The sequence below is a fragment of the Curtobacterium sp. PhB146 genome (genome assembly GCF_004342995.1).
GTDB lineage: Bacteria > Actinomycetota > Actinomycetes > Actinomycetales > Microbacteriaceae > Curtobacterium.
This window is the reverse complement of the sequence record NZ_SMBN01000001.1, coordinates 1,237,348-1,259,859: the sequence shown is the minus strand read 5'-3', so window position 1 is coordinate 1,259,859 and position 22,512 is coordinate 1,237,348. Positions and strand designations below refer to the sequence as shown.

Sequence of the window (22,512 nt, the reverse complement as noted above, 5' to 3'; positions counted from 1 at the left end):
GTCCCCGAAGGAGTCGATGATGACCCAGACCAGCACCGCCACCCGTCTCGCCCCGCACCCCGACCGGCTGCTCCCCGCCGACCCCGGTGCACGCCAGGTGGCACGGACCGTCTACGACGCCGTCAAGGACGCACCGATCATCTCCCCGCACGGCCACGTCGACGCGGCGCTCATCGCCGCCGACCAGCCGTTCAGCGACCCCGCGTCGCTGCTCATCACGCCCGACCACTACGTGCTCCGCCTGCTGCACGCGAACGGGGTGGACCTGGCCGCGCTGGGACGCGCCGACCTGTCGGGGACCCACGCCGCGCCTCCCGGTCGCGCCATCTGGCGGAACCTGGCGGACCACTGGGACGACTTCCTCGGCACCCCCGTCCGCTACTGGTTCGAGACCGAGCTGCACGACGTCTTCGGGCTGACGGAGCAGCCGTCGGCGGCGAACGCCGACGCCCAGTACGACCACATCGCCGGCCTGCTGGCCTCCCCCGCCTTCCGCCCGCGCGCGCTGTTCGACACCTTCGGCATCGAGGTCCTCGCAACCACCGACGGGCCCGCCGACGACCTCGCCGCGCACGCGCAGCTCGCCGCGGACCCCACGTTCACCGGCCGGGTGGTCCCCACGTTCCGCGCGGACGCCGTGTTCGACCCGTCGCGGCCGGACTGGAGGCCCGTGGTCGCGTCCATCGGGCAGGCCGCCGGCATCGACACGGGCACCCACGCAGGGCTGTTGGCAGCACTCCGCGCCCGTCGCCAGTACTTCATCGAGCACGGTGCGACGGCCACGGACACCGGGGTGCTCGACGCCGGATCGTCGCCGTTGTCCGCCACGTCGCGCGAGCGAATCCACGCCGAGGCGCTCCGCGACCCGTCGTCCGTCTCCGAGGCGGACGCCACCGCGTACCGGCACGACATGCTCTACCGCTGGGCCGAGATGAGCGTCGAGGACGGCCTCGTCATGCAGCTGCACCCCGGCGTCATCCGCAACCACCACGCGCCGACGCTCGAACGCTTCGGCCCGGACACCGGCCACGACCTGCCCGCCGTCGGCTCCTTCACCACGCCGCTGCGGCCGCTCCTGGACTCCTTCGGCACCGCTCCGGGCTTCCACCTCGTGCTGTTCACCGTCGACGAGACCGTCTTCTCGCGCGAGATCGGCCCGCTCGCCGGCTTCTACCCCGCCGTGTACGCCGGAGCACCGTGGTGGTTCATCGACACCCCGGCGGCGATCGGCCGCTACCGCTCCGCGATCACCGACTCGGCGTCGTTCACGAAGACCTCCGGGTTCATCGACGACACCCGGGCGTACTGCTCCATCCCCGCGCGGCACGACATGGCGCGACGAGCGGACGCGGCGTACCTGGCGTCACTCGTCGTCACGCACGAGATCTCGGAGGAGGACGCCGTCCGCACGGCACGGCGGATCGTGTCCGACATCCCGCGGGCGACGTTCAAGCTGTAGCCGGACGAGCGCGGCGGGGGCGCACCGTGCGCTGCATGAGCACGCGGGGGAACCCGTCGAGCACGGACGTCGTGTCCGCCGCGTGCTGGAACCCCGCCCGCTCGAACACCCCGCGGGTGCCGACGTAGGCCATCGTCAGGTCGACCTTCGCGCCGCCGTTGTCCACCGGGTACCCCTCGACCGAACGTGCTCCGTGGTCGCGGGCGAAGTCCACGGCCCCGGCGAGCAGGGCGTGCGAGATGCCCTCGCCACGGTGCCCCGGCCGGACGCGCAGACACCACACACTCCACACGGTGTCGTCGTCCGGTTCGCCGAGGTGCGGGATCCTCCGGTTCCGGGCGAAGGTGGTGTCGACCCGCGGGTGCACACCCGCCCACCCCACGACCTCGTCACCGTCGTGGGCGAGGACCCCAGGCGGGGCGTCCTGTGCGAGCAGCTCCTGCACCCGGTCGCCACGAGCCGTCCCGCGCAGCGACTGGTTCTCGGCGGACGGGATGCGGTAGCTGAGGCACCAGCAGACGTTCGCGTCCGGACGCTTCGGGCCGACCATCGTCCGGACGTCGTCGAACACCGTGGCCGGACGCACCTCGATGGTCATGGCACGAGCATGGCACCGGCCCGACGGACGCGTTCCAGCGCGGAACGGATCTCGGCTTCGGCGGTCTCGGCGTCGGGCGCCCACCGGCACTCGAGCGAGACGGCGCCCCGGTACCCGCCGTCGTGCACTGCGGCGAGGAACTCGCGCCAGACGTCGTCGACCGTGCCGGGCGGCCGACGGTCCGGGTCACTCAGGTGGACGTGTCCGATCCGGTCGCCGTGGCGCCGCAGGACCTCGAACGACTCGCCCTCGTTCCGGATGTGGAACAGGTCGGCGACGACACCGACGCCGCCGAGGGCTGCACCGTCGAGGAAGGTCACCGTCGCATCGACCGTGTGCAGGACGTTCGTCTCCGCGCGGCTCAGGGGTTCCACCACGATGCGCAGGTCGTTCGCGGCGGCCACATCGCGTGCGGTCCGGACCACCTCGCCGAACCGGCGCAGGGCGTCGTCGCCCGCCATGCCGTCGGGAGCGTTCCGAGCGGTCCCCGACCCGAAGACGATCGTCGCGCCCGGTTCCGCGACCGACCGCACGATCGGCAGGACCGACTCGAAGTACGACCGGACCGTCCCGAGATCCGTGGTCAGCAGCGGGAGATCGCCGGGCACCAGGATGGCGAAGGACGGGAACCGCTGGCCGGCGTAGACCTCGTTCCGCCGCCACCCCGTTCCGTCGCGGACCGCGAGGTTGCCGGCGATCGTCGGCTCCACGTGGTCCGCGCCCGCGCGGCGGACCACCTCGGTCAGTTCTGCCCCGGCCACGACGCCGAGTCCCCTGGACGACATGCGGTCCATGCAACTCGTCCGAGGTGCCGACGGCGACTGTTGCCGTCCGTTGCCACCGGCGCCGGTACGGTCGGACGATGAACCTCGACGTCACCGCTGCGTACGGCGACCGTGCGGGCGAGTACGCGGAGGTCCTCGGATCGATGTCGGCCGTCCAGGACGAGGACCGGACACAGGTCGAGGCCTGGGCGTCGGGATCCGGTGCTCGCATCCTCGACGCAGGGTGCGGGCCGGGGCATTGGGCCGCACACCTGGCGGATCGTGGGCACGCAGTGATCGGCATCGACGCGGTCGCACCCTTCGTCGAGCACGCACGACGTGCGCACGACGGCGTCGACTTCCGCCTGGGCGCGATCGAGTCCACCGGTCTCGACGACGGCAGCGTCGACGGGGTGCTCGCCTGGTACTCCGTGATCCACCACGATCCGTCCTGCGTCGGCGAGGTCTTCGCCGAGTTCCGCAGGGTGCTCCGGCCGGGCGGCGGCCTGCTGGTCGGGTTCTTCGAGGGGCCTTCGATCGAGTCCTTCGACCACGCGGTCGTCACGGCGTACCGGTGGCCGACGGGCGCGCTGGCGGAGGTCCTCGAGGACCACGGGTTCGACGTGGTGGACGTCCGGGCCCGGGTCGATCAGGGACAGCGGCCGCACGCTGCCATCCGCGCGAAGCGGCGGTGAGGTGCCTCAGCCGGCGGTGCCATCCGCTGAAGCCGTCGTTCAGGCTTCAGCAACCAGCGATTGCAGCACCGCGGAGATGTCCGCAACCGCGTCCAACTCCCCCTCGGCGATGGCGATGATCAGTTCGTACGCCTCGTCGTTCGTCGCGCGCAACCGAAGCCCGTTGACCCCGAGGAACACCACCAGCAGCATCAACCCCAGGCGCTTGTTGCCGTCGACGAGTGCATGGTTCCGACCCGCGGAGTGCACGAGCGCTGCCGCCTTCTCGAGCAACGACGGATAGGCGTCGCGTCCACCGACCGAGGTCGCTGGTCGGGCCACCGCGGCCTCGAGGAGTCCAGCATCTCGGATGACGAAGTCCGGCCCCAACGTCCGCCGAGCGATGTGCAGCGCTTCGTCGATCGTCAGGTGGATCATCGTCCGAGTCGCTCGAGCGCCTCGGCGAAGTTCGGCAACTCGCGGTCGAGGACCCCGTCGATGAGGTCACGTCGGCTGTGGTGCTCGATGTACTCGCGGATCGCTTCCCGCGCGATGTCCTGCATCGATCGGGCTTCGAGGTCGGCCCGGGTTCGGAGCGCAGCCGCCTCGGAATCGTCCAGTCGAAGGGTCATGGCCATGCGCAGGACGGTATCACAGTTGATACCACGGTCATCGATCAGCAGCACCGACCGGCGTCCCTTCGCTCGAGGCGTCGACGTCGATCTCGATGGTGGGGTCGACGCGTGGCGGCTTGATGCGACCTGTCACTGGATTGTTCTGTCATGATCCGAGTGTTGCGCGGTCGCTTCTCCGCCGGGGGAAGGTCTGGGAGAGGTTGTGGACGATCCCTTGCGAGGACTTCACTGTGGAGAAGTGAGGCTCAGCCGGAAGTGACCGACAGCGCCGCGAGGATCGTCGTCACCGTGTCGTCGACCGGCCCGTCGATGGAGACGTCGACGGCGGCCTCGTCGGCCTGCGGCCGTTCGAGCGTCGCGAACTGGGAGTCGAGCAGCGACGACGGCATGTACTCGTGGTGCCGGTGCGCCTGCCGCTCGGCGATGAGGTCGTGCGAGCCGTCCAGGAACGCGATGACGAGGCCCGGCGCCGACTGCCGGAGCCGATCGCGGTAGACGCGCTTGAGGGCCGAGTTGGCCATCACGCAGCGGCTCCCGGACGCCTCGACGGCGGCGATCCGCGCGGCGCAGGCGTCGAGCCACGGCCAGCGGTCGTCGTCGGTGAGGGGGATGCCCTGCCGCATCTTCTCCTTGTTCGCGGCCGGGTGCAGGTCGTCGGCGTCGACGAACACGGTCGGTTGGCCCTGCTCGGCGAGCGCGTCGGCGAGCGCCTGCCCGATGGTGGACTTGCCGGAACCGGAGACGCCCATGACGAGGACGGGTGGGAGGACAGCGGTGTCGGTCATCCCTCCACAGTATTGACGGGGTGAACAGTGGTCCCCAGTTGCCGTAACACCCGTGCGGTCCCAGGGCGCCGACCGTAGGTTGGTCTCACGTCCGGACAAAGGAGACGACGTGGCAGACAGCACTGGTCAGGCGAACATCGGGGTCATCGGCCTCGCCGTCATGGGGTCGAACCTCGCACGCAACCTCGCGTCGCGTGAAGGCAACACGGTCGCGGTGTACAACCGCACCTACGCCCGCACCGAAGAACTCATCAAGGAGCACGGCGACGCCGGCTTCATCGCGTCCGAGGACATCGACGGCTTCGTCGCCTCGCTCTCGAAGCCGCGCACGGCGATCATCATGGTGCAGGCCGGCAAGGGCACCGACGCCGTGATCTCGCAGCTCGCCGAGAAGTTCGAGGAAGGCGACATCATCGTCGACGGCGGCAACGCCAACTTCCACGACACGATCCGGCGTGAGCACGACCTGCGCGAGAAGGGTCTCAACTTCGTGGGCACGGGCATCTCCGGTGGTGAAGAGGGCGCGCTCAAGGGGCCGTCGATCATGCCCGGCGGCTCGAAGGAAGCCTGGGAGACCCTGGGCCCCATCCTCAAGTCGATCGCGGCGGTCGCCGAGGGCGAGCCCTGCGTGACCCACATCGGCACCGACGGCGCCGGCCACTTCGTCAAGATGGTGCACAACGGCATCGAGTACGCCGACATGCAGCTCATCGCCGAGTCCTACGACCTGCTCCGCCGCGTCGGCGGGCTCTCCGTCGAGGACCTGGTCAAGTTGTTCCAGGAGTGGAACGGCGGCGACCTCGAGTCCTACCTGATCGAGATCACGGTCGAGGTCCTGAAGCAGCGCGACGCCGACTCCGGCAAGCCCCTCGTCGACGTCATCCGCGACGAAGCGGGTTCCAAGGGCACCGGCGTGTGGACCGTGCAGAACGCAGTCGGACTCGGCATCCCGGTCTCCGGCATCGGCGAAGCGGTGTTCGCCCGCGCAGTGTCGTCGAAGCCGTCGCAGCGTGCCGCGGTGCAGCAGGCGTTCCCAGACCGGCCCGGCATCGCCGAGGTCCCCGACGGCTTCGAGGACGACGTCCGCGCGGCGCTCTACGCCTCGAAGGTCGTCGCCTACGCGCAGGGCTTCGACCTGATCATCGCCGGGGCGAAGGAGTACGGCTGGGACATCAACCTCGGCAACGTGGCGAAGATCTGGCGGGGCGGCTGCATCATCCGTGCCCAGTTCCTCAACCGCATCGTCGAGGCGTACGACAAGAACCCGGAGCTCGAGTCACTGCTCGTCGACCCGTACTTCGCGAACGCCGTGCAGGAGGGTGAAGCCGCCTGGCGCCGCATCGTCGGGATCGCCGCCGCGTCGGGGATCCCCGCGCCGGGCTTCTCGTCGGCGCTGTCCTACTTCGACTCGCTCGCCTCCGAGCGGCTGCCCGCCTCGCTCATCCAGGGGCAGCGCGACTTCTTCGGCGCGCACACCTACCAGCGCATCGACAAGGACGGCACCTTCCACACGCTGTGGTCCGACGACGACCGCCGCGAGGTCGACCAGGAACCGTCCACCCACTAGACCGCGGCACGACCGCACCCTCGAAGGGCCCTGCCGATCGGCGGGGCCCTTCCCACGTCCGACAGCAGTGCGCTCGGTCGCGACGACGCGCTCGGTTCAGGCGACGATGCGCTCGGTTCAGGCGACGATGCGCTCGCGCGCGAGGTCGGCGACGAGCCGGTCCAGCCGCTGTCCGCGGCCGAGCAGCCGACGAGAGCCGGGAGCCGTCCGCACGAAGAAGGTCGCGACCGCCGGTGTGTCGTCCGGCCGGACGTAGTGGATCGCGACCGCGCACGCCCGACGGGCATCGGCGCGGTCACCGTCGCCGTGGACGTCCTCGATCCCGACGTGCACCACCCGGCTCCACCGGACCACGAGCAACCGTGTGGCCTTGCGGTCGTCGAGTTCCCACAGGGAGGCCTCGGTCGCCCCGAACGCCCACGTCACGCGGGCACCGAGGCTCACCTCCGGCCGGACCTCGGCGATCGCGTCGCGCAGTTCGGTCGTCGGAGCCGCCGGCACGAGCCAGACCGTGGGGTCGATGCGGCGGATGGCGAGCGCGAGGGCCTCGTCAGCGTGCCGGCGACGTAACGCAGCGGCACGGAAGACCGCGACCACGATGACCGTGACGCCCAGCGCGATCGCACCGAACTCGACGATCCCGAACCAGGACAGGTCCACGTCAGGTGCCGTCGCGACGACGATGATCCGCGCGGTGAGGAGCGCCGCCCAGATGCCCACGATCACCCACCGCAACGTGGACAGGCGCTGCGCGGCCGACATCGGCGTGCGGTCGGAGCGGCGGGCGCGGCCGGGGCGCGGAACTGGATCTGGACGCCTCGGCACACCCCGATCCTCGCACGGCCCGATCGGCAGGTGCTGGCCGGGGTCGGTGAACGCCCGGGGAACCGCACGCACAGCGGACGAGCGGCCGGGCGACCTACGCTCGGGCGGTGACCACCGAACGCACCACGGACGTCCCGACGCCGGACGACCCCTCGACGGCCGAACGCCCGGCCGGAGCGCCGCTCCGTCGGCCCGTGGTCCTCGCTGCCGCCGTCGGTCTCGTGGCCGCCGCCGCCTTCCTCGGGATCGCTGAGTTCGGCGCGCTGCTCCTCGGTGGTGCCGGCAGCCCGTTGGTGGCCGTCGGGTCCGCCGTGATCGACCTCGCACCGGCCGGGGCCAAGAACCTGATGGTCGCCCTGTTCGGCACCGGCGACAAGGTCGCACTGTTCGCGCTCATGACCGTCATCGTCGCCGCGATCAGCGCCGGGGCCGGTGTCCTCGAGCGCGCTCGGCCGCCCTTCGGGGCACTCGTCTTCGCCGTCGGCGGCGTGCTCGCGCTCATCGCGGTGAGCACCCGTTCCGGCAGCGGTACGTTCGACGGCGCTCCCACCGTGTTCGGCGTGGCGGCCGCCGTGATCACCCTGCGGCTGCTGCTCCGCCGGCTCCGGCTCTGGGAGGCCGCAGCGGCCGTCCCGTCGGCGTCACCGCGACCTGCCTCGACCGAGCGCCGCGCGTTCCTGGTCTGGGGTGTCACGACCGCAGCGGTCGCGGTCGTGGTGGGCACGGCCTCCCGGGTGGGGTCGTCCGCGATGCAGGCGGTCGCCGCTGCCCGACGAGCCGTGCGCCTGCCCGCGGCGGCGACGCCCGCACCGGCCGTGCCGGGCGGCGCCTCGCTCGACGTCGACGGGATCACGCCGTACGTCACACCGAACGCCGACTTCTACCGGATCGACACCGCGCTGCGTGTCCCCTCGATCGACCCGGCCGACTGGAGCCTGCGCATCCACGGCGCCGTCGAGAACGAGGTCACGCTGACGTGGGACGAGCTGCTGGCCCTGCCGCTGGAAGAGCACATGGCCACCCTGAGCTGCGTGTCCAACGAGGTCGGCGGCGACCTGATCGGCAACGCGCTCTGGCTCGGGTACCCAATCCGGGAGTTGCTGGCCCGCGCGAAGCCGACCGGGGACGCCGACATGGTGCTGTCCCGCAGCATCGACGGGTTCACCGCCGGGACGCCGTTGGACGTCCTGCAGGACGAGGACACCGACGCGCTGCTCGCCATCGGCATGAACGGCGAACCGCTGCCGACCGAGCACGGGTTCCCGGCGCGGATGGTCGTGCCCGGGCTGTTCGGGTACGTGTCGGCGACGAAGTGGGTGACCGAGATGGAGGTCACGCGCTTCGCCGATGCACAGGGGTACTGGACGCCGCGCGGATGGTCGGAACGCGGGCCCGTGAAGCTCGAGTCGCGCATCGACACCCCGCGGAACGGGACGACCGTGACCGTCGGTGAGCAGGTCGCCATCGCCGGGGTTGCCTGGCAGCCGCACACCGGGGTGAAGGCCGTGCAGGTCCGGGTCGGCTCGGGTGCGTGGCAGCAGGCGGAACTCGCCGAGTCGGTGTCCGCGGACACCTGGCGCCAGTGGGTGCTGCGGTGGACGCCGACCGCGGGCTCGCACCGGATCGAGGTCCGTGCCGTGAGCGCCGACGGCGAGGTGCAGACGAGCGTCGAGCGGCCGCCCGCGCCGAACGGGGCTTCGGGCTGGGCATCGGTGACGGTCGACGCGAAGTAGCGCGGACCGGCGCGGGGTCGGGGGCCTCGGGTGGGGCCGTGCGGCACGCCGTCCGCTGGTCGTCGAGGTTCCGAGATCTCGGCATGTCGAGCGCCCGAACGGCCATCTGTGCGACCTCGGCGTAAGTGAGCGGCGTGTCGCGACTGGTCGGCGAACCAGGCACCGGCCGAACTGCGCGCGTCGAACTCGTGCGGGTCGAGCCCGTGCGGGTCGAACTCGTGCGGGTCGAGCCCGTGCGGCTCGGGCTCGTCGGGTCAGACTCGTCGGGTCAGACGGGGAGCGTCGCGACGACGCAGGTGCCGTCGACCTCGTCGTCCTGCTCGACCACGGCCGTGAACCCGGCGGACACGAACGCCGCGACCGACGCATCTGCCTGCGCCACCGACACCTCGATCACGACCGAACCACCGGAGCGCAGCCACTCCCCCGCTCCTGCGGCGATCCGCCGGTGCAGGTCGAGGCCGTCCGCGCCACCGTCGAGGGCCACGCGGTGCTCGTGCTCGCGCGCTTCGACCGGCATCATCGCGATCGACGCCGTCGGGACGTAGGGGGCGTTCACCGCGATGACGTCGACGGCGCCGCGGAACCGGTCCGGCAGCGGCGCGAACAGGTCGCCGGCGACGACGATCCCGCGGTCGCCGATGTTCTCGGCCGCGACGTCGACGGCATCCGGGTCGATGTCCGTCGCCACGAGGTCGAGCGCGCCGACCCGGCCGAACAACGCCACCGAGATCGCACCGGCGCCGCAGCACAGGTCGACCACGCGGTCGTAGCGCTGCAACCGACGGGCAGCCTGCTCGACCACGACGGTCGTCCGGGCACGGGGGACGAACACCCCAGGTGTCACCCGGATGCGGTGTCCGTCGAAGGCGGCCCAGCCGAGGACGTACTCGAGCGGCTCACCGGCGAGGCGACGCTGGACCAGGGAACGCAGCCGGACGGGTTCACCGTCGCCTGCTTCGAGGAGCAGGTCGGCTTCGTCCTCGGCGAAGACGCTCCCGGCGGCCCGGAGCCGGGCCGCGAGGGCGTCACGCGCGGGATGGGTCACGAACGTTCCGCAGACACGTCACGTCGACGAGACGGTGAGGCGCCGTCGGCTGTGCCCATGGTTCGACGGCTCCGCTACGCTGCGCCGTCGAACATCGACGTGACGGACCCGTCGTCGAAGACCTCGTGGATGGCGCGGGCCAGGAGCGGGGCGATCGGCAGGATCTCGAGACGGTCCCAGCGCTTCTCGACGGGCACCGGCAGGGTGTCGGTGACGACGACGCGGTCGATGAACTCGCTCTGCAGCAGCTCGGTGGCCGGGTCGGAGAACACGGCGTGGGTCGCGGCGACGACGACGCCAATCGCGCCGGCAGCCTTCAACGCCTCAGCTGCCTTGGCGATCGTGCGCCCGGTGTCGATCAGGTCGTCGACGAGCAGGCACCAGCGGCCGGAGACGTCGCCGACGATCTCGTGGACCGTGACCTGGTTCGGGACCAGCGGGTCGCGACGCTTGTGGATGATGGCGAGGGGTGCGCCGAGCTTCTCGGACCAGATGTCGGCGACGCGGACGCGCCCCATGTCGGGAGACACGACCGTCAGCATCGACGGGTCGAGGATCTCGCGGAAGTGCTCGAGCAGCACCGGCATGGCGAAGAGGTGGTCGACCGGGCCGTCGAAGAAGCCCTGGATCTGGGCGGCGTGCAGGTCGACGCTCATGATGCGGTGCGCGCCCGCAGCCTTGAACAGGTCGGCGACCAGGCGGGCCGAGATCGGCTCGCGGCCGCGGCCCTTCTTGTCCTGACGGGCGTACGGGTAGAACGGCGCGACGACGGTGATGCGCTTGGCCGAGGCCCGCTTCAGCGCGTCGACGATGATGAGCTGCTCCATGAGCCACTCGTTGATCGGCGCCGTGTGCGACTGGATGACAAACGCGTCGCACCCGCGGACCGACTCGTCGAACCGGACGTACAGCTCACCGTTCGCGAAGGTCCGGGCATCGGTGGGGACCAGGTCGACACCGAGTTCCTCTGCGATCTCGGCGGAGAGCGCCGGGTGTGCTCGCCCCGAGACGAGGACGAGTCGTTTCTGGCCGGTTGTCTTGATTCCGGACAAGTGCGGTGCTCACTCCCTGACCCGTGTGGGGTCGATGTCGACGACCGGTGGTCGCCAGGATCTATTCGCCGTTCGCGTGCCGAGCAGCCTCGGCCGCCGGTGTGCCGGGTCGGTGTTCCTCGACCCATCCGTCGGTGTTGCGCTGTGGGGCGTAGCTGATCGCGAGCGATCCTGCCGGGACGTCCTTGCGGACCGTCGTTCCGGCACCCGTGTACGCACCGTCACCAATCCTAACCGGGGCGACGAACACGTTGTGCGAGCCTGTACGAACGTGCGAGCCGACCTCGGTGCGGTGCTTGTGCACGCCGTCGTAGTTCGCGGTGATCGTGTTCGCACCGATGTTCGAGTCCTCGCCCACCTCGGCGTCGCCGATGTACGACAGGTGCGGTACCTTGCTGCCGCGCCCGATCTTCGCGTTCTTCGTCTCGACGAAGGTGCCGATCTTGCCCTGGTCGCCCAGGATCGTGCCCGGACGCAGGTACGCGAACGGCCCCACCGAGGCACCGTCACCGATGACCGCGAGGGTGGCGTCGACCCGGTTCACCGTCGCGCCGGCGCCCACCTCGGTGTCGCGCAGCGTGGTGTCCGGCCCGACGACGGCACCGGCGGCGATGGCGGTCGCGCCGAGGAGCTGGGTGCCGGGCAGGACCTCGGCATCCGCTTCGATCGAGACGTCGAGGTCGATCCAGGTGGTGGCCGGGTCCTGCACGGTGACGCCGGCGAGCTGGTGTCGGCGGACGATGCGGGCGTTGAGCTCGCGGGCGGCGTCGGACAGCTGCGCGCGGTCGTTGATGCCGGCGACGAGCCACGGGTCGGTGAGCGTGACGACGTCGATGCGCCCGCCTCGCGCACTGATCAGCGCGGGGGCGTCGGTGATGTACTTCTCGCCCTGCGCGTTCGCCGTGGTGAGCGACGGCAGGACCGCCCGGAGGCGCGTCACGTCGAACGCGTAGATGCCCGCGTTCGCCTCGGCGATGGCCAGCTGTTCGGCTGTCGCGTCCTTGTGCTCGACGACACCGACGAACGCGCCGTCAGCATCCCGCACGATCCGTCCGAGGCCGGTCGGGTCCGGGGCGATCGCACTGACGAAGGTCGCGCCGTTTCCCCCGCCGGCGTGGGCGTCGACGAGCAGGCGGAGCGACGCCGCGTCGAGCAACGGGACGTCGCCGGAGAGCACCACGACGGCACCGTCGAAGTCGGTGGGGAGCGCCTGGACCGCGACCTCGACCGCACGGCCGGTGCCGGGGACGTCGTCCTGGTCGACGATGATGGCGTCGGGCGCGCGCTCGGTGATCTCCGCTGCGACCAGGTCACGCTCGTGCCGCACGACCACGGCCACGTGCTCCGGCCCGAGGGACGACGCCGTCCGCAGGACGTGCGCGATGAGCGGCAGCCCGGCGAGCCGGTGCAGCACCTTGGGGGTGGACGACTTCATGCGCGTGCCCTGCCCGGCGGCGAGGACGACGACGGCGATGCGCTGGTCGGTCATGGGTCCATCCTGGCGCACCCGCGCTGCGGAGTCCGCTGGAACCGCGGCCCTGTGCAGAACCGTGCGCACAACCGCACCGGGGACGTTCCTTCCCATCGACCTCGGGATGGAAAGCGGGATCGGGCGTACCTGGCCGGAACGAACGACCAGCTACGCCCGAAACGACCAGCTACACCGCGCCTCCGCGCCACCGAACACCTACGCGCGCAGCACCCGCGGCTCGGCCTTCACGAACGCCATGAGCACCAACCCCACGACGAGCACCACCACGATCCCGAGGATCCCGAAACGCGTCGAGCCGCCGGCCGTCACCGCGACACCGAACAGTGCCGGCGCCAGGAACGACGCCGCCCGGCCGGTGGTGGCGTAGAGGCCGAAGAGCTCGCCCTCGCGGCCGGGGGTCGCCAGCCGCGCCAGGTACGCCCGCGACGACGACTGCACCGGTCCGACGAACAACGCCAGGGTCAGCCCCAGCACCCAGAACCACTCCGTCCGACTGCCGACCGCCAGGACGCCGAGCCCGCAGGCAGCGAGGCCGATCAGCGACACCATGATGAGCGCGCGCGAGCCGAAGCGGTCGTCGAGCCGTCCGGACACGAAGGTGGCGACGCCGGCGACGACGTTCGCGGCGATGGCGAACAGGATGACCTGCGAGGCGCTGAACCCGAACACCTGCGCCGCGATGATCCCGCCGAAGGTGAACACCGCGCCGACGCCGTCGCGGAACACCGCGCTGGCGACCAGGAACGCGAGTACGTTCCGCCGTTCGCGCCAGAGCCGGGCGATGTCCCGACCCAGGTCGCGGTAGGCACCGAGCACACCGCCGGTGTGCCGGTGGTCGGGCGCGGCCTCGGGCACGACGACGAAGAGCGGGATCGAGCTGACCGCGAGCCACACGGCGGCGATGCCGATGGCGACGCGGACGTCCCACTGCCCGGTCGCGACGGTGGCCGGCAGCTGCAGGAGTCCGCCGACGACGCCGTCGCCGCGGAAGTCCTGGATGCAGAGCACGAGCAGCAGCACGAGCAGCACGATGCCGCCGAAGTACCCGGCGGCCCACCCGATCGCGGACACCCGGCCGGTGCGCTCCCCCGAGGCGACCTGCCCGATCATGGCGTTGTAGCCGACGCTGGCGATCTCGTACGCGACCGTGCCGATGCCGAGCAGCGCCGCCCCGAGCACGAGGTACGGCTGGCTCGGTGCGACGAAGACCATGCCGCCGATGGACAGCACGATGCCGATCGTGGCGATGAGGACGGACCGGCGCCGGTGCCCGGACGAGTCCGCCAGGCGTCCGATCGCCGGGGCCACGAGCGCGACGACGATGCCGGCGATCGTCAGGGCCGTGGAGACCACCGCGGCGTTGTGGGCGAGTTCGCGTTCCACCAACGCCGTGCCCGCGGCGGACGTGTCGGCCACCTTCGCCGGGTCGACGAACGCCCGGCTGGCCAGGTACGTGCTGAACACGAACGTGGTGACGACGGCGTTGAACGCCGCGGACCCCCAGTCCCAGAGCGCCCAGGACACGAGCGCGCGCCGGTCGGTGCGCTGCGGCACGACGGCGGCCGGTGAAGCGGTCATGCGCGAACCGTAGCGCGTCCCGGTGACGCACCGGTGGCCCCGTTCCGGGTCACGTGCCGGACGGGAGGCGCGTGGCGGCCTGGCCACGGGCCTCCCGTCCGCACCGTGCGCGCGTCGTCACCCGGTGCGAGCTTCCGCGCACCGTGCCCGCCCACAGGGCGACACCAGGCCGACGACCGTGGACACAACGACGAGCCTCGCACCGTGCGCCAGCCGCCAGCCGGACGGGAGGCGCGTGGCGGCCTGGCCACGGGCCTCCCGTCCGCACCGTGCGCGCGCCGTCACCCGGTGCGAGCTTCCGCGCACCGTGTCCGGTCGCAACCCCGCACGTGGCACGCAACGCGGCACGGGGCGGCGAACCGCGCATCGTGCGCGCTCAGGCGGGCACGCCGCCGGGGTAGACGACCGACTTGAGGGACTCCGGGTCGGTGTCGCTCTCGAGTGCCTCGCGGACCTCGTCGAGGCCGAACCGACCCGTCACGAGCGAGTCGAGGTCGATCTGCCCGGACGCGACCAGGCCGATCGCAACGGGCCACGTGCCGGTGTAGCGGAAGATCCCGGTGACCGTGACCTCGAGGTTCTGGATGTGCTCGACGGGCAGGGTCATCTCGGAGTTGCCGAGCCCGACGAGCACCGCGGCGCCGGCCGGTCCGACGGCCTTGATGCCGTCGGACACGGCACGGGGAGCACCACTGGCGTCGATGAACGCGTCGACCGGTGCGATGTCCGAGGCGACGGACACCACGGTCGGGTCGACGACCTCGGTGGCGCCGTACTGCAACGCACGCTCCCGGCGCTCGGGGACCAGGTCGCTGATGACGATCCGGGTGGCGCCGAAGGCCCGCGCGGCCTGGGCGCAGATGATCCCGATCGGACCGGCACCGGCGATGAGCACCGAGGAGCCGGGGACGATGCCGGCCTTGCGGACCGCGGCGATCCCGACGGACAGCGGTTCGAGCAGGGCACCGGCCTCGAACGAGACGGAGTCGGGCAGGACGTGGGCGAACTCGGCCTCGATCGTGACGAACTCGGCGAAGGCGCCGTCGACCGGCGGGGTCGCGTAGAAGCGCATGTGCGGGCAGAGGTTGTAGCGGCCGGCCAGGCACTGCGCGCACCGGTGGCACGGGCGCTGCGGTTCGACGGCGACGCGCTCCCCGACGCGGGCGGGGTCGACGCCCGCGCCGACGGCGGTGATCGTGCCGGACAGCTCGTGGCCGAGGACGAGGGGCTCCTCGACGACGAAGTCCCCGATGCGGCCGTGGCGGTAGTAGTGCACGTCGGAGCCGCACACCCCGACGGCGGCGACCCGGACGAGCACGTCGCCCGGTTCGACCTCGGGGACGGGGCGGTCCTCGACGGTCAGGTCCTGGGTCCCGAGCAGCACGCTGGTGCGCTGGCGCTGGATGGAGGTCATGGGGTTCTCGCTTCCTCGGCCGCGGCGTCGCGGTCGGACGTGGGGGTGGTGGAGCGGTCGGGCGTGTGGGTGGTGGAGCGGTCGGGTGTGTGGGTGGTCGTGGAGTCGGCTGGAGCTGGCCTCGGGACGAGCCGGGCTGCCGTCGGGTCGCGCAGCAGGTCGCGGAACCCGAGTTCGGCGGCGCCGCGGAGCAGCACGTCGGCACCGAGCGCCGCCGGAGCGATCCGCAGCCGTTCGGTCACGGCGGCCATCGACTGGGCGCGGACCTCGACCTCGATGCGGTCGCCGACGTGCTCGAGCAGCACCCCGAGGAACCCGCCGAGGACGACCACCTCGGGGTTGACGGTGTGGATCGCGTTGCGGAGTGCGGTCGCGAGAGCGGTGACCTGGCGGTCGACCACCCGCTCGACCTCGGGTCGGCGTTGCGCGAGCACCGCGGTGAGCGCGGACGGGTCGTCCGGGGCGACACCGGCCGCCGCGACGAGGGCGTCGCGCGAGGCCTCGGTCTCGAGGCACCCGACGGCCCCGCAGTGGCAGCGGACACCGTTCGCCGCGACGAACGTGTGGCCGAGCTCGCCGGCGTAGCCGTCCGCGCCGCTGAGGGGCCGGGCGGCGCTGATGACACCGCCGCCGATACCGCTCGCGCCGCCGTTGAGGTAGATCAGGTCGTCGACTCCGCGGCCGCTGCCGTACAGGCGCTCCGCCCAGGCACCGGAGTTCGCGTCGTTCGTCGCACGGACCGGCAGGCCGGTGCGCTCGGCGAGAGGGCGGGCGATCGGTTCGTCGTGCCAGCCCAGGTGGGGCGCGGAGCGGACCACGCCGTCCTCGACCCGTACGGTCCCGGGCACGGCGACGCCGATGCCGGCGATCCGGGCGGGTGCGGCGTTGCCGGCGACCAGGCCGTCCAGGAGTCCGGCGATGGTCTCGACTGCCTGGGCAGCGGTCGGGGCCGAGCGACTCGACGCCACCGCACGGTCGCGCACGCTGCCGTCGAGCCCGACCAACGCGACGGTGACGGCGTCCACCTCGACCGTGACGGCGACAGCGACCACCTCAGCCACGGCGCGGACGACGGGACTCGGACGGCCGACGCCTGCGGTCGCGCCGCTCGTCGTGCCTCCCGTGCCGCCGGTCGTGCCTCCCGTTGCAGGGACGTCCTCGTGCACGAGTCCGCGCTCCACCAGTTCACCGACGAGCGTGAGCGTGGTCGACCGGTTGAGACCGGTGCGTCGGGTGATCTCGGCGCGGGTGATGGGACCGTCCTCGTGCACCAGGCGGAGGACGCGCGCAGCGTTGCCGCGTGTCGGGGTCTGCGCGACGACGGGTGCCGCTGTCAGGCGAGCCATCGGGTCCTCTCGGTCGTGCTCCGTGTGTGCTGGCCCATCCTCGCGTGTTCGGTCCTTCCCAGAACGCCCGCGATGGGAAGCGGGATCGGGCACACCTTGTCGAAACGAACGACCAGGTACACCCGGATCCGGCAGGTACGCCCGGAACCGCCGGTCACCGCGAACGCGAGAACGCGGCGTCGAACGAGGCCTCCGGCGGCGCGATCGTGCCGAGCTGCCGCACGAACGCCAGCGCCTCGGGTCCTCCGACGAGTCGGTCCATGCCGGCGTCCTCCCACTCGACGCTGGTCGGGCCGGTGTACCCGATGTGGTTCAGCACGCGGAACACGCGCTCCCACGGCACGTCACCGTGTCCGGCGGTCACGAAGTCCCAGCCGCGGCGCGGGTCACCCCACGGCAGGTGCGAGCCGAGCCGGCCGTTGCGCCCGTCGAGCTGCTTCACCGACTCCTTGCAGTGCACGTGGTACACCCGGTCGGCGAAGTCGAGCAGGAACGCGGCGGGGTCGAGGTCCTGCCAGACGAAGTGCGACGGGTCGAAGTTGAAGCCGAAGGCCGGCCGGTCCGCGAAGACCTCCAGCGTGCGCTTGGCCGTCCAGTAGTCGTAGGCGATCTCGGACGGGTGCACCTCGAGCGCGAAGCGGACCCCGACCTCCTCGAACACGTCGATGATCGGCGACCACCGGTCGTGGAAGTCCTGGTACCCGGCGTCGATCATGCTCGGCGGGACCGGCGGGAAGCCCGCGACGGTCTTCCAGATCGACGACCCGGAGAACCCGGTGACGGTGTCGACGCCGAGTGCCGCTGCGGCGCGGGCGGTCCACTGGAGTTCCTCGGCGGCACGCTGCCGGACGCCCTCGGGCTCGCCGTTGCCCCAGACGTGCGGCGGCAGGATGTCCTCGTGCCGCTGGTCGATGGGGTCGTCGCACACGGCCTGGCCGACCAGGTGGTTCGCGATGGTCCAGACCTGCAGCCCGTTGCGTTCCAGGATCGCCTGCCGCTCGGCGACGTACGCCGGGTCCGTCGCGGCGCGCCGGACGTCCAGGTGGTCGCCCCAGCAGGCGATCTCGAGTCCGTCGTACCCCCAGTCGCCGGCGAGCCGGGCGACCTCCTCGAAGGGCAGGTCGGCCCACTGTCCGGTGAACAGCGTGACCGGCCGGGAGGCCCGGTTCGGCTCCGCCTGGTCGCTCGCGTCCGTCGTCGTCATCGTCGTCGTCCTTCCGTGCGGTGGTCGAGGTCCGTGCTGTGGTCGAGGGCTGTCACCATGACCCGGGGTCGGACCCGGCGGGGACGGTGGCGGGGCGGTCGACGCGCGAGCGCACGTCGACGACCGTGTGGTCGCGGGCCGCGGCCGAGACGGCCTCCATGACCTCGAGCACGTGGAACGCGAGGTCGCCGGAGGCCCGGTGCGGACGGTCCGTGGCGATCGCGTGCGCCAGGTCGGCGAGCCCGTAGCCGCGACCGGCGTCGGCGTACCCGGCGGAGACCGGCAGCTCGCGCCACTCGCGGTCGTCCGCCGTCGCGATCGACACCGGGTCCGAGAACCGGTTCGGGTCCGGCACACCGAGGGTGCCGGCCGTGCCGTACACCTCGAAGAGCGGTGCTCGGGTGGCCCAGACCTCGAACGAGACGGTGACGGTCGAGACGACGCCGTTCTCGTGCTCGAGGATCGCGACCACGTGGGTGTCGATGTCGACCGGGATCGACGTGCCGGCGTTCGGTCCGGTCGCGACGGTCCGCTCACGGGTGGAGCGGGTGGCACTGCCGCTCACCCGGACGACCGATCCGAAGAACGTGACGAGGCTGGTCAGGTAGTAGGGGCCCATGTCGAGCAGCGGGCCACCACCGGGCTGGTAGTAGAACGCGGGTGCCGGGTGCCAGAGCTCGTGACCGGGGGCGCTCCAGGCGACGGCCGCGCCGACCGGGGTGCCGATCAGGCCGTCGTCGAGGGCGGCCCGCGCGGTCTGGATGCCGGTGCCGAGCACGGTGTCCGGGGCGCTGCCGACCCGCAGGCCCGCGGCTCGGGCGGCCTCGAGCACCGGTTCGGCCTCGGCCGTGGACATCGCCAGGGGCTTCTCGCCGTAGACGTGCTTGCCCGCGGCGAGCGCCCGGGTCGCGACGTCGGCGTGGGCGGCGGGGATCGTCAGGTTGAGCACCACGTCGACGTCGTCGGCCGCGAGCAGCTCGTCGACGCTCGTGCCGCGCACGCCCTGCGCGGCACCGACCGCCTGCGCCCGGTCGACGTCGAGGTCGGCGACCGCGACGAGCGACAGTCCGGGCAGGGACGGGAAGTGTTCGAAGTACTGCTGGCTGATCACGCCGACGCCCACCACCCCGACGCGGAGGACGGGTTCGTTCACCGTGCTGCCCACAGGAGGCCCCTCTCGATGATGGTGCGGAGTGGCTGCGACTCGACGACCTCGAGGCGGTGCCCGGGTGCGGAGACGAACACGCGACCAGCACCCCACTGCCGTGTCCAGATCGCCGGGGCGGTGACCGGACGGTTCCAGGCGTCGAAGTCGCGCGCTTCCTGCGTGGTGGTCGCGAGGACGTCGTTGTACTCGTCGGACAGCACCCAGTACTGCTCGGTGACGAGGTCGAAGTCCTCGATGCCCTGCGTGATCGGGTGCGATCGTCCGAGGTCGGTGAGGCGCACCGTGTACGGGATGTAGTTGTCGGACTGCTCCCCGACGCGCTCGTCGGGGTGCTTGCCGGCGTGGTGGGCGAACTGGCCGCCGACCATGTGCAGGTAGTCGGCGGTGTTCCGGAACGCGTCCGCGATCCCGCCGTGCCAGCCGGCCAGTCCGGCGCCGTTCAGCACCGCGCGCTGCAGCCCGGCGAACTCGTCGTCGGCGATGGTCGACATGGTGACGACCTGCACGATCAGGTCGACCTCGGCCATGACGGACGCGTCGGCGTAGACGGCCGTCGAGTCCGACACCCGGACCGCGAACCCGTTGTCGCGCAGGAACGGGACGAACAGGTCGGTGGTCTCGACGGGCTGGTGGCCGTCCCAGCCCCCGCGGACGACGAGCGCCTGGCTTGTGCCGTCGGCGGCGGTCACGCGGTCACCGTCCAGCTGCTGCCGTCGGCGGCGCTGCGTTCGACGGCGTCGAGCACGCGTTGCACGTGCAGGCCGTCCTCGAACGAGGGCGACGGGTCGGTGCCGGCCACGATCGCCTCGACGAAGTCCTTCACCTGGTGGCTGAAGGTGTGCTCGTACCCGATGAGGTGTCCGGTCGGCCACCACGCGGCCATGTAGGGGTGCTCGGGTTCGGTGACCAGGATGCGGCGGAAGCCCTGCTCTCCCGCGGGTGCCGACGACTCGTACAGGCGCAGTTCGTTCATGGACTCGAGGTCGAACTGGATCGCGCCCTCGGACCCGCTGATCTCGAGCGTCAGGCCGTTCTTCCGGCCGGTGGCGTAGCGCGTGGCCTCGAACGTGCCGATCGCGCCGTCGGCCGCACCGCCGCCGAGTCGGGCGGTGAAGAACGCGGCGTCGTCGACGGTGACCTGCCCGCGCTCGCTCGACGCCGTGCCGGAGAGGCCGACGCCGTCGGCGAGCATGGGGCGCTCGGTCACGAAGGTCTCGAGCAGACCCGACACCCGGGTGAGCTCGGCGCCGGTGACGTGCTCGACGAGGTCGATCGCGTGCGCGCCGATGTCGCCGAGCGCACCGGAACCGGCGAGCTCCTTGTCGAGGCGCCACGTCATCGGGCCGTCCTCGTCGGCGAGCCAGTCCTGCAGGTAGAGCGCGCGGACCTGGCGCACGGTGCCGATCCGGCCGTCCTGCACGAGCTGTCGGGCGAAGGCGATGGCCGGGACCCGGCGGTAGCTGAACCCGACCATGGCGCGGACCCCGTGCGCCCGGGCGGCTGCGGCAGCGGCGGTCATCGCCTCGGCCTGTTCGACGGTGTTGGCGAGCGGCTTCTCGCACAGGACGTGCTTGCCGGCCTCGAGCGCGGCGATCGCGATCTCGACGTGCGACGACCCGGGCGACACGATGTCGACGACGTCGATGTCCGGGTCGGCCACGACGGCACGCCAGTCGGTGGACGCGGACTGCCAGCCGTACTGCACGCGAGCCGCCTCGGTGCGTTCCGGGTCGCGCCCGACGATCACCGCCATCTCCGGCTCGACCCCGAGGTCGAAGAACCTGGGGGCGGTCCGCCACGCCTGTGAGTGCGCGGCTCCCATGAAGCCGTGCCCCACCATGGCGATCCGCAGTCGTTGCTGCGCCGTCGAAACACTTGCCATCCGCTCGCTCCTTTGCGATCACGTCCTTGCCACAGCCAACACTACCGCTTATGTTGGGCGCGGCAACATTTTGTTTCGACGACGAACGGTGACCACCATGGCAACGACGCCCACCCGTGCAGACAAGTTCTCCTTCGGTCTCTGGACCATCGGCTACAACGGCTCCGACCCCTTCGGCGGGCCGACCCGTCCGGCCCTCGACGTGGTCGAGGCGGTCGAGAAGCTCGACGAGCTCGGCGCCTACGGCCTGACCTTCCACGACGACGACCTGTTCGCGTTCGGCTCGACCGACGCCGAGCGGCAGACGCAGATCGACCGCCTCAAGGGTGCGCTCGACTCCACCGGCCTCATCGTGCCGATGGTGACGACGAACCTGTTCTCCGCACCCGTGTTCAAGGACGGCGGCTTCACCTCGAACGACCGGCAGGTCCGCCGCTTCGCGCTCCGCAAGGTTCTGCGCAACATCGACCTCGCCGCCGAGCTCGGTGCGTCGACCTTCGTGATGTGGGGCGGCCGCGAGGGCTCCGAGTACGACAGTGCGAAGGACGTGCAGGCCGCGCTCGAGCGCTACCGCGAGGCCGTCAACCTGCTCGCCGACTACGTCACCGACAAGGGCTACGGCATCCGCTTCGCCATCGAGCCGAAGCCGAACGAGCCCCGCGGCGACATCCTGCTGCCGACCCTCGGCCACGCGATCGCGTTCACCGAGACCCTCGAGCGCCCCGAGCTGTTCGGCATCAACCCCGAGGTCGGCCACGAGCAGATGGCGGGCCTGAACTTCACGGCCGGCATCGCCCAGGCGCTCTACCAGGGCAAGCTCTTCCACATCGACCTCAACGGTCAGCGTGGCATCAAGTACGACCAAGACCTGGTGTTCGGTCACGGCGACCTGCAGAACGCGTTCTCGCTCGTCGACCTGCTCGAGCACGGTTCGCCGCAGGGCGGCCAGGCCTACGACGGCCCGCGCCACTTCGACTACAAGCCGAGCCGCACCGAGGACATCACGGGCGTCTGGGACTCGGCGGCCGCGAACATGCGCATGTACCTGCTCCTCAAGGAGCGCGCGCAGGCCTTCCGCGCCGACCCCGAGGTGCAGGCCGCGCTCGAGGCCTCGAAGGTCGGAGAGCTCAGCACGCCGACCCTGAACGACGGCGAGTCCTACGACGCCTTCCTGTCCGACCGCTCGGCCTACGAGGACTTCGACGCCGACGCGTACTTCGGCGGCAAGGGCTTCGGCTTCGTCCGGTTGCAGCAGCTCGCCATCGAGCACCTGCTCGGCGCGCGCTGA

21 protein-coding genes are annotated in these 22,512 nt (G+C 71.5%); 5 read left to right on the top strand and 16 right to left on the bottom strand.

Annotation, left to right across the window (positions count from 1 at the left end):
- Nucleotides 1-19 precede the first annotated feature (19 nt).
- A complete protein-coding gene (gene uxaC, locus EDF33_RS06160; RefSeq protein WP_132099547.1) occupies nucleotides 20-1,459 on the top strand; it encodes a glucuronate isomerase in 1,440 nt (479 codons plus the stop codon).
- Here the strand turns inward: uxaC and EDF33_RS06155 are convergent.
- The gene (locus EDF33_RS06155) at nucleotides 1,449-2,057 is read right to left on the bottom strand and encodes a GNAT family N-acetyltransferase (RefSeq protein ID WP_132099546.1); all 609 of its coding nucleotides are present in this window, start codon (nucleotides 2,055-2,057) and stop codon (nucleotides 1,449-1,451) included. The two genes, uxaC and EDF33_RS06155, sit on opposite strands and share 11 nt — an antisense overlap.
- Complete coding sequence (locus EDF33_RS06150) at nucleotides 2,054-2,842, bottom strand: sugar phosphate isomerase/epimerase family protein (protein ID WP_165918727.1); 789 nt, start codon at nucleotides 2,840-2,842, stop codon at nucleotides 2,054-2,056. The genes EDF33_RS06155 and EDF33_RS06150 overlap by 4 nt, the downstream gene beginning before the upstream one ends.
- 77 nt (nucleotides 2,843-2,919) lie before the next feature.
- Between EDF33_RS06150 and EDF33_RS06145 the strand changes: the two genes are divergently transcribed.
- Nucleotides 2,920-3,516: a class I SAM-dependent methyltransferase gene (locus EDF33_RS06145; RefSeq protein ID WP_132099544.1), complete on the top strand. Its 597-nt coding sequence runs from the start codon at nucleotides 2,920-2,922 to the stop codon at nucleotides 3,514-3,516.
- 39 nt (nucleotides 3,517-3,555) lie between these two features.
- Here the strand turns inward: EDF33_RS06145 and EDF33_RS06140 are convergent, their stop codons facing one another.
- From EDF33_RS06140 to EDF33_RS06130, 3 genes are all read right to left on the bottom strand, one after another.
- On the bottom strand, nucleotides 3,556-3,933 hold the full coding sequence (locus EDF33_RS06140; protein WP_132099543.1) for a type II toxin-antitoxin system death-on-curing family toxin: 378 nt from the start codon (nucleotides 3,931-3,933) through the stop codon (nucleotides 3,556-3,558).
- Nucleotides 3,930-4,133, bottom strand: coding sequence for a ribbon-helix-helix protein, CopG family (locus EDF33_RS06135; protein WP_207906635.1), 204 nt, complete (start codon nucleotides 4,131-4,133; stop codon nucleotides 3,930-3,932). Before EDF33_RS06135 ends, EDF33_RS06140 begins: the two co-directional genes overlap by 4 nt.
- Before the next feature lie 242 nt (nucleotides 4,134-4,375).
- Nucleotides 4,376-4,915 carry a gluconokinase gene (locus EDF33_RS06130; protein WP_132099542.1) on the bottom strand — a complete coding sequence of 180 codons (540 nt, stop codon included), beginning with the start codon at nucleotides 4,913-4,915 and terminating at the stop codon, nucleotides 4,376-4,378.
- A 109-nt stretch (nucleotides 4,916-5,024) separates the two neighbouring features.
- Between EDF33_RS06130 and gndA the strand changes: the two genes are divergently transcribed.
- Complete coding sequence (gene gndA, locus EDF33_RS06125) at nucleotides 5,025-6,482, top strand: NADP-dependent phosphogluconate dehydrogenase (RefSeq protein ID WP_132099541.1); 1,458 nt, start codon at nucleotides 5,025-5,027, stop codon at nucleotides 6,480-6,482.
- Nucleotides 6,483-6,599: 117 nt separating this feature from the next.
- Here the strand turns inward: gndA and EDF33_RS06120 are convergent, their stop codons facing one another.
- Nucleotides 6,600-7,307, bottom strand: coding sequence for a hypothetical protein (locus tag EDF33_RS06120; protein WP_132099540.1), 708 nt, complete (start codon nucleotides 7,305-7,307; stop codon nucleotides 6,600-6,602).
- Between the two features lie 107 nt (nucleotides 7,308-7,414).
- On the opposite strand from EDF33_RS06120, the gene EDF33_RS06115 reads away from it, so the two are divergent.
- Nucleotides 7,415-9,040, top strand: a complete 1,626-nt coding sequence (locus EDF33_RS06115; protein ID WP_132099539.1) for a molybdopterin-dependent oxidoreductase — start codon at nucleotides 7,415-7,417, stop codon at nucleotides 9,038-9,040.
- 268 nt (nucleotides 9,041-9,308) lie between these two features.
- Here the strand turns inward: EDF33_RS06115 and EDF33_RS06110 are convergent, their stop codons facing one another.
- The 10 genes from EDF33_RS06110 to EDF33_RS06065 form a co-directional block, all read right to left on the bottom strand.
- Nucleotides 9,309-10,088, bottom strand: coding sequence for a putative protein N(5)-glutamine methyltransferase (locus EDF33_RS06110; RefSeq protein ID WP_132099538.1), 780 nt, complete (start codon nucleotides 10,086-10,088; stop codon nucleotides 9,309-9,311).
- A 74-nt stretch (nucleotides 10,089-10,162) separates the two neighbouring features.
- Nucleotides 10,163-11,140 carry a ribose-phosphate diphosphokinase gene (locus EDF33_RS06105; RefSeq protein ID WP_123294708.1) on the bottom strand — a complete coding sequence of 326 codons (978 nt, stop codon included), beginning with the start codon at nucleotides 11,138-11,140 and terminating at the stop codon, nucleotides 10,163-10,165.
- Nucleotides 11,141-11,201: 61 nt separating this feature from the next.
- Nucleotides 11,202-12,629, bottom strand: coding sequence for a bifunctional UDP-N-acetylglucosamine diphosphorylase/glucosamine-1-phosphate N-acetyltransferase GlmU (gene glmU, locus EDF33_RS06100; protein WP_132099537.1), 1,428 nt, complete (start codon nucleotides 12,627-12,629; stop codon nucleotides 11,202-11,204).
- Nucleotides 12,630-12,827: 198 nt separating this feature from the next.
- The gene (locus EDF33_RS06095; RefSeq protein ID WP_132099536.1) at nucleotides 12,828-14,210 is read right to left on the bottom strand and encodes an MFS transporter; all 1,383 of its coding nucleotides are present in this window, start codon (nucleotides 14,208-14,210) and stop codon (nucleotides 12,828-12,830) included.
- Nucleotides 14,211-14,586: 376 nt separating this feature from the next.
- Nucleotides 14,587-15,624 (bottom strand): NAD(P)-dependent alcohol dehydrogenase, encoded by a 1,038-nt coding sequence (locus EDF33_RS06090; RefSeq protein WP_123294705.1) that lies wholly within the window; start codon nucleotides 15,622-15,624, stop codon nucleotides 14,587-14,589.
- Complete coding sequence (locus EDF33_RS06085; RefSeq protein ID WP_132099535.1) at nucleotides 15,621-16,970, bottom strand: ROK family transcriptional regulator; 1,350 nt, start codon at nucleotides 16,968-16,970, stop codon at nucleotides 15,621-15,623. The genes EDF33_RS06090 and EDF33_RS06085 overlap by 4 nt, the downstream gene beginning before the upstream one ends.
- A gap of 154 nt (nucleotides 16,971-17,124) precedes the next feature.
- On the bottom strand, nucleotides 17,125-18,174 hold the full coding sequence (locus EDF33_RS06080) for a sugar phosphate isomerase/epimerase family protein (protein ID WP_132099534.1): 1,050 nt from the start codon (nucleotides 18,172-18,174) through the stop codon (nucleotides 17,125-17,127).
- Nucleotides 18,175-18,226: 52 nt separating this feature from the next.
- Nucleotides 18,227-19,327 (bottom strand): Gfo/Idh/MocA family oxidoreductase, encoded by a 1,101-nt coding sequence (locus EDF33_RS06075; RefSeq protein ID WP_132099533.1) that lies wholly within the window; start codon nucleotides 19,325-19,327, stop codon nucleotides 18,227-18,229.
- Entirely contained in the window at nucleotides 19,324-20,031 is a 708-nt protein-coding gene (locus tag EDF33_RS06070) for a ThuA domain-containing protein (RefSeq protein WP_132099532.1), read from the bottom strand. The genes EDF33_RS06075 and EDF33_RS06070 overlap by 4 nt, the downstream gene beginning before the upstream one ends.
- Nucleotides 20,028-21,224 (bottom strand): Gfo/Idh/MocA family oxidoreductase, encoded by a 1,197-nt coding sequence (locus tag EDF33_RS06065; RefSeq protein ID WP_243692368.1) that lies wholly within the window; start codon nucleotides 21,222-21,224, stop codon nucleotides 20,028-20,030. The genes EDF33_RS06070 and EDF33_RS06065 overlap by 4 nt, the downstream gene beginning before the upstream one ends.
- 97 nt (nucleotides 21,225-21,321) lie before the next feature.
- Here EDF33_RS06065 and xylA point away from each other — a divergent pair, with 97 nt between their 5' ends.
- Nucleotides 21,322-22,512 carry a xylose isomerase gene (gene xylA / locus EDF33_RS06060; RefSeq protein ID WP_111084913.1) on the top strand — a complete coding sequence of 397 codons (1,191 nt, stop codon included), beginning with the start codon at nucleotides 21,322-21,324 and terminating at the stop codon, nucleotides 22,510-22,512.

Excerpts from the sequence above, each read along its gene's own strand:
- EDF33_RS06140 (WP_132099543.1), bottom strand. The coding sequence starts at position 3,933 with ATGATCCACCTGACGATCGACGAAGCGCTGCACATCGCTCGGCGGACG.
- EDF33_RS06130 (WP_132099542.1), bottom strand. The coding sequence starts at position 4,915 with ATGACCGACACCGCTGTCCTCCCACCCGTCCTCGTCATGGGCGTCTCC.
- EDF33_RS06065 (WP_243692368.1), bottom strand. The coding sequence starts at position 21,224 with ATGGCAAGTGTTTCGACGGCGCAGCAACGACTGCGGATCGCCATGGTG.
- EDF33_RS06080 (WP_132099534.1), bottom strand. The coding sequence starts at position 18,174 with ATGACGACGACGGACGCGAGCGACCAGGCGGAGCCGAACCGGGCCTCC.
- uxaC (WP_132099547.1), top strand. The coding sequence starts at position 20 with ATGACCCAGACCAGCACCGCCACCCGTCTCGCCCCGCACCCCGACCGG.
- EDF33_RS06150 (WP_165918727.1), bottom strand. The coding sequence starts at position 2,842 with ATGTCGTCCAGGGGACTCGGCGTCGTGGCCGGGGCAGAACTGACCGAG.
- EDF33_RS06095 (WP_132099536.1), bottom strand. The coding sequence starts at position 14,210 with ATGACCGCTTCACCGGCCGCCGTCGTGCCGCAGCGCACCGACCGGCGC.
- xylA (WP_111084913.1), top strand. The coding sequence starts at position 21,322 with ATGGCAACGACGCCCACCCGTGCAGACAAGTTCTCCTTCGGTCTCTGG.
- EDF33_RS06155 (WP_132099546.1), bottom strand. The coding sequence starts at position 2,057 with ATGACCATCGAGGTGCGTCCGGCCACGGTGTTCGACGACGTCCGGACG.
- EDF33_RS06135 (WP_207906635.1), bottom strand. The coding sequence starts at position 4,133 with ATGGCCATGACCCTTCGACTGGACGATTCCGAGGCGGCTGCGCTCCGA.
- EDF33_RS06090 (WP_123294705.1), bottom strand. The coding sequence starts at position 15,624 with ATGACCTCCATCCAGCGCCAGCGCACCAGCGTGCTGCTCGGGACCCAG.
- EDF33_RS06145 (WP_132099544.1), top strand. The coding sequence starts at position 2,920 with ATGAACCTCGACGTCACCGCTGCGTACGGCGACCGTGCGGGCGAGTAC.
- EDF33_RS06085 (WP_132099535.1), bottom strand. The coding sequence starts at position 16,970 with ATGGCTCGCCTGACAGCGGCACCCGTCGTCGCGCAGACCCCGACACGC.
- glmU (WP_132099537.1), bottom strand. The coding sequence starts at position 12,629 with ATGACCGACCAGCGCATCGCCGTCGTCGTCCTCGCCGCCGGGCAGGGC.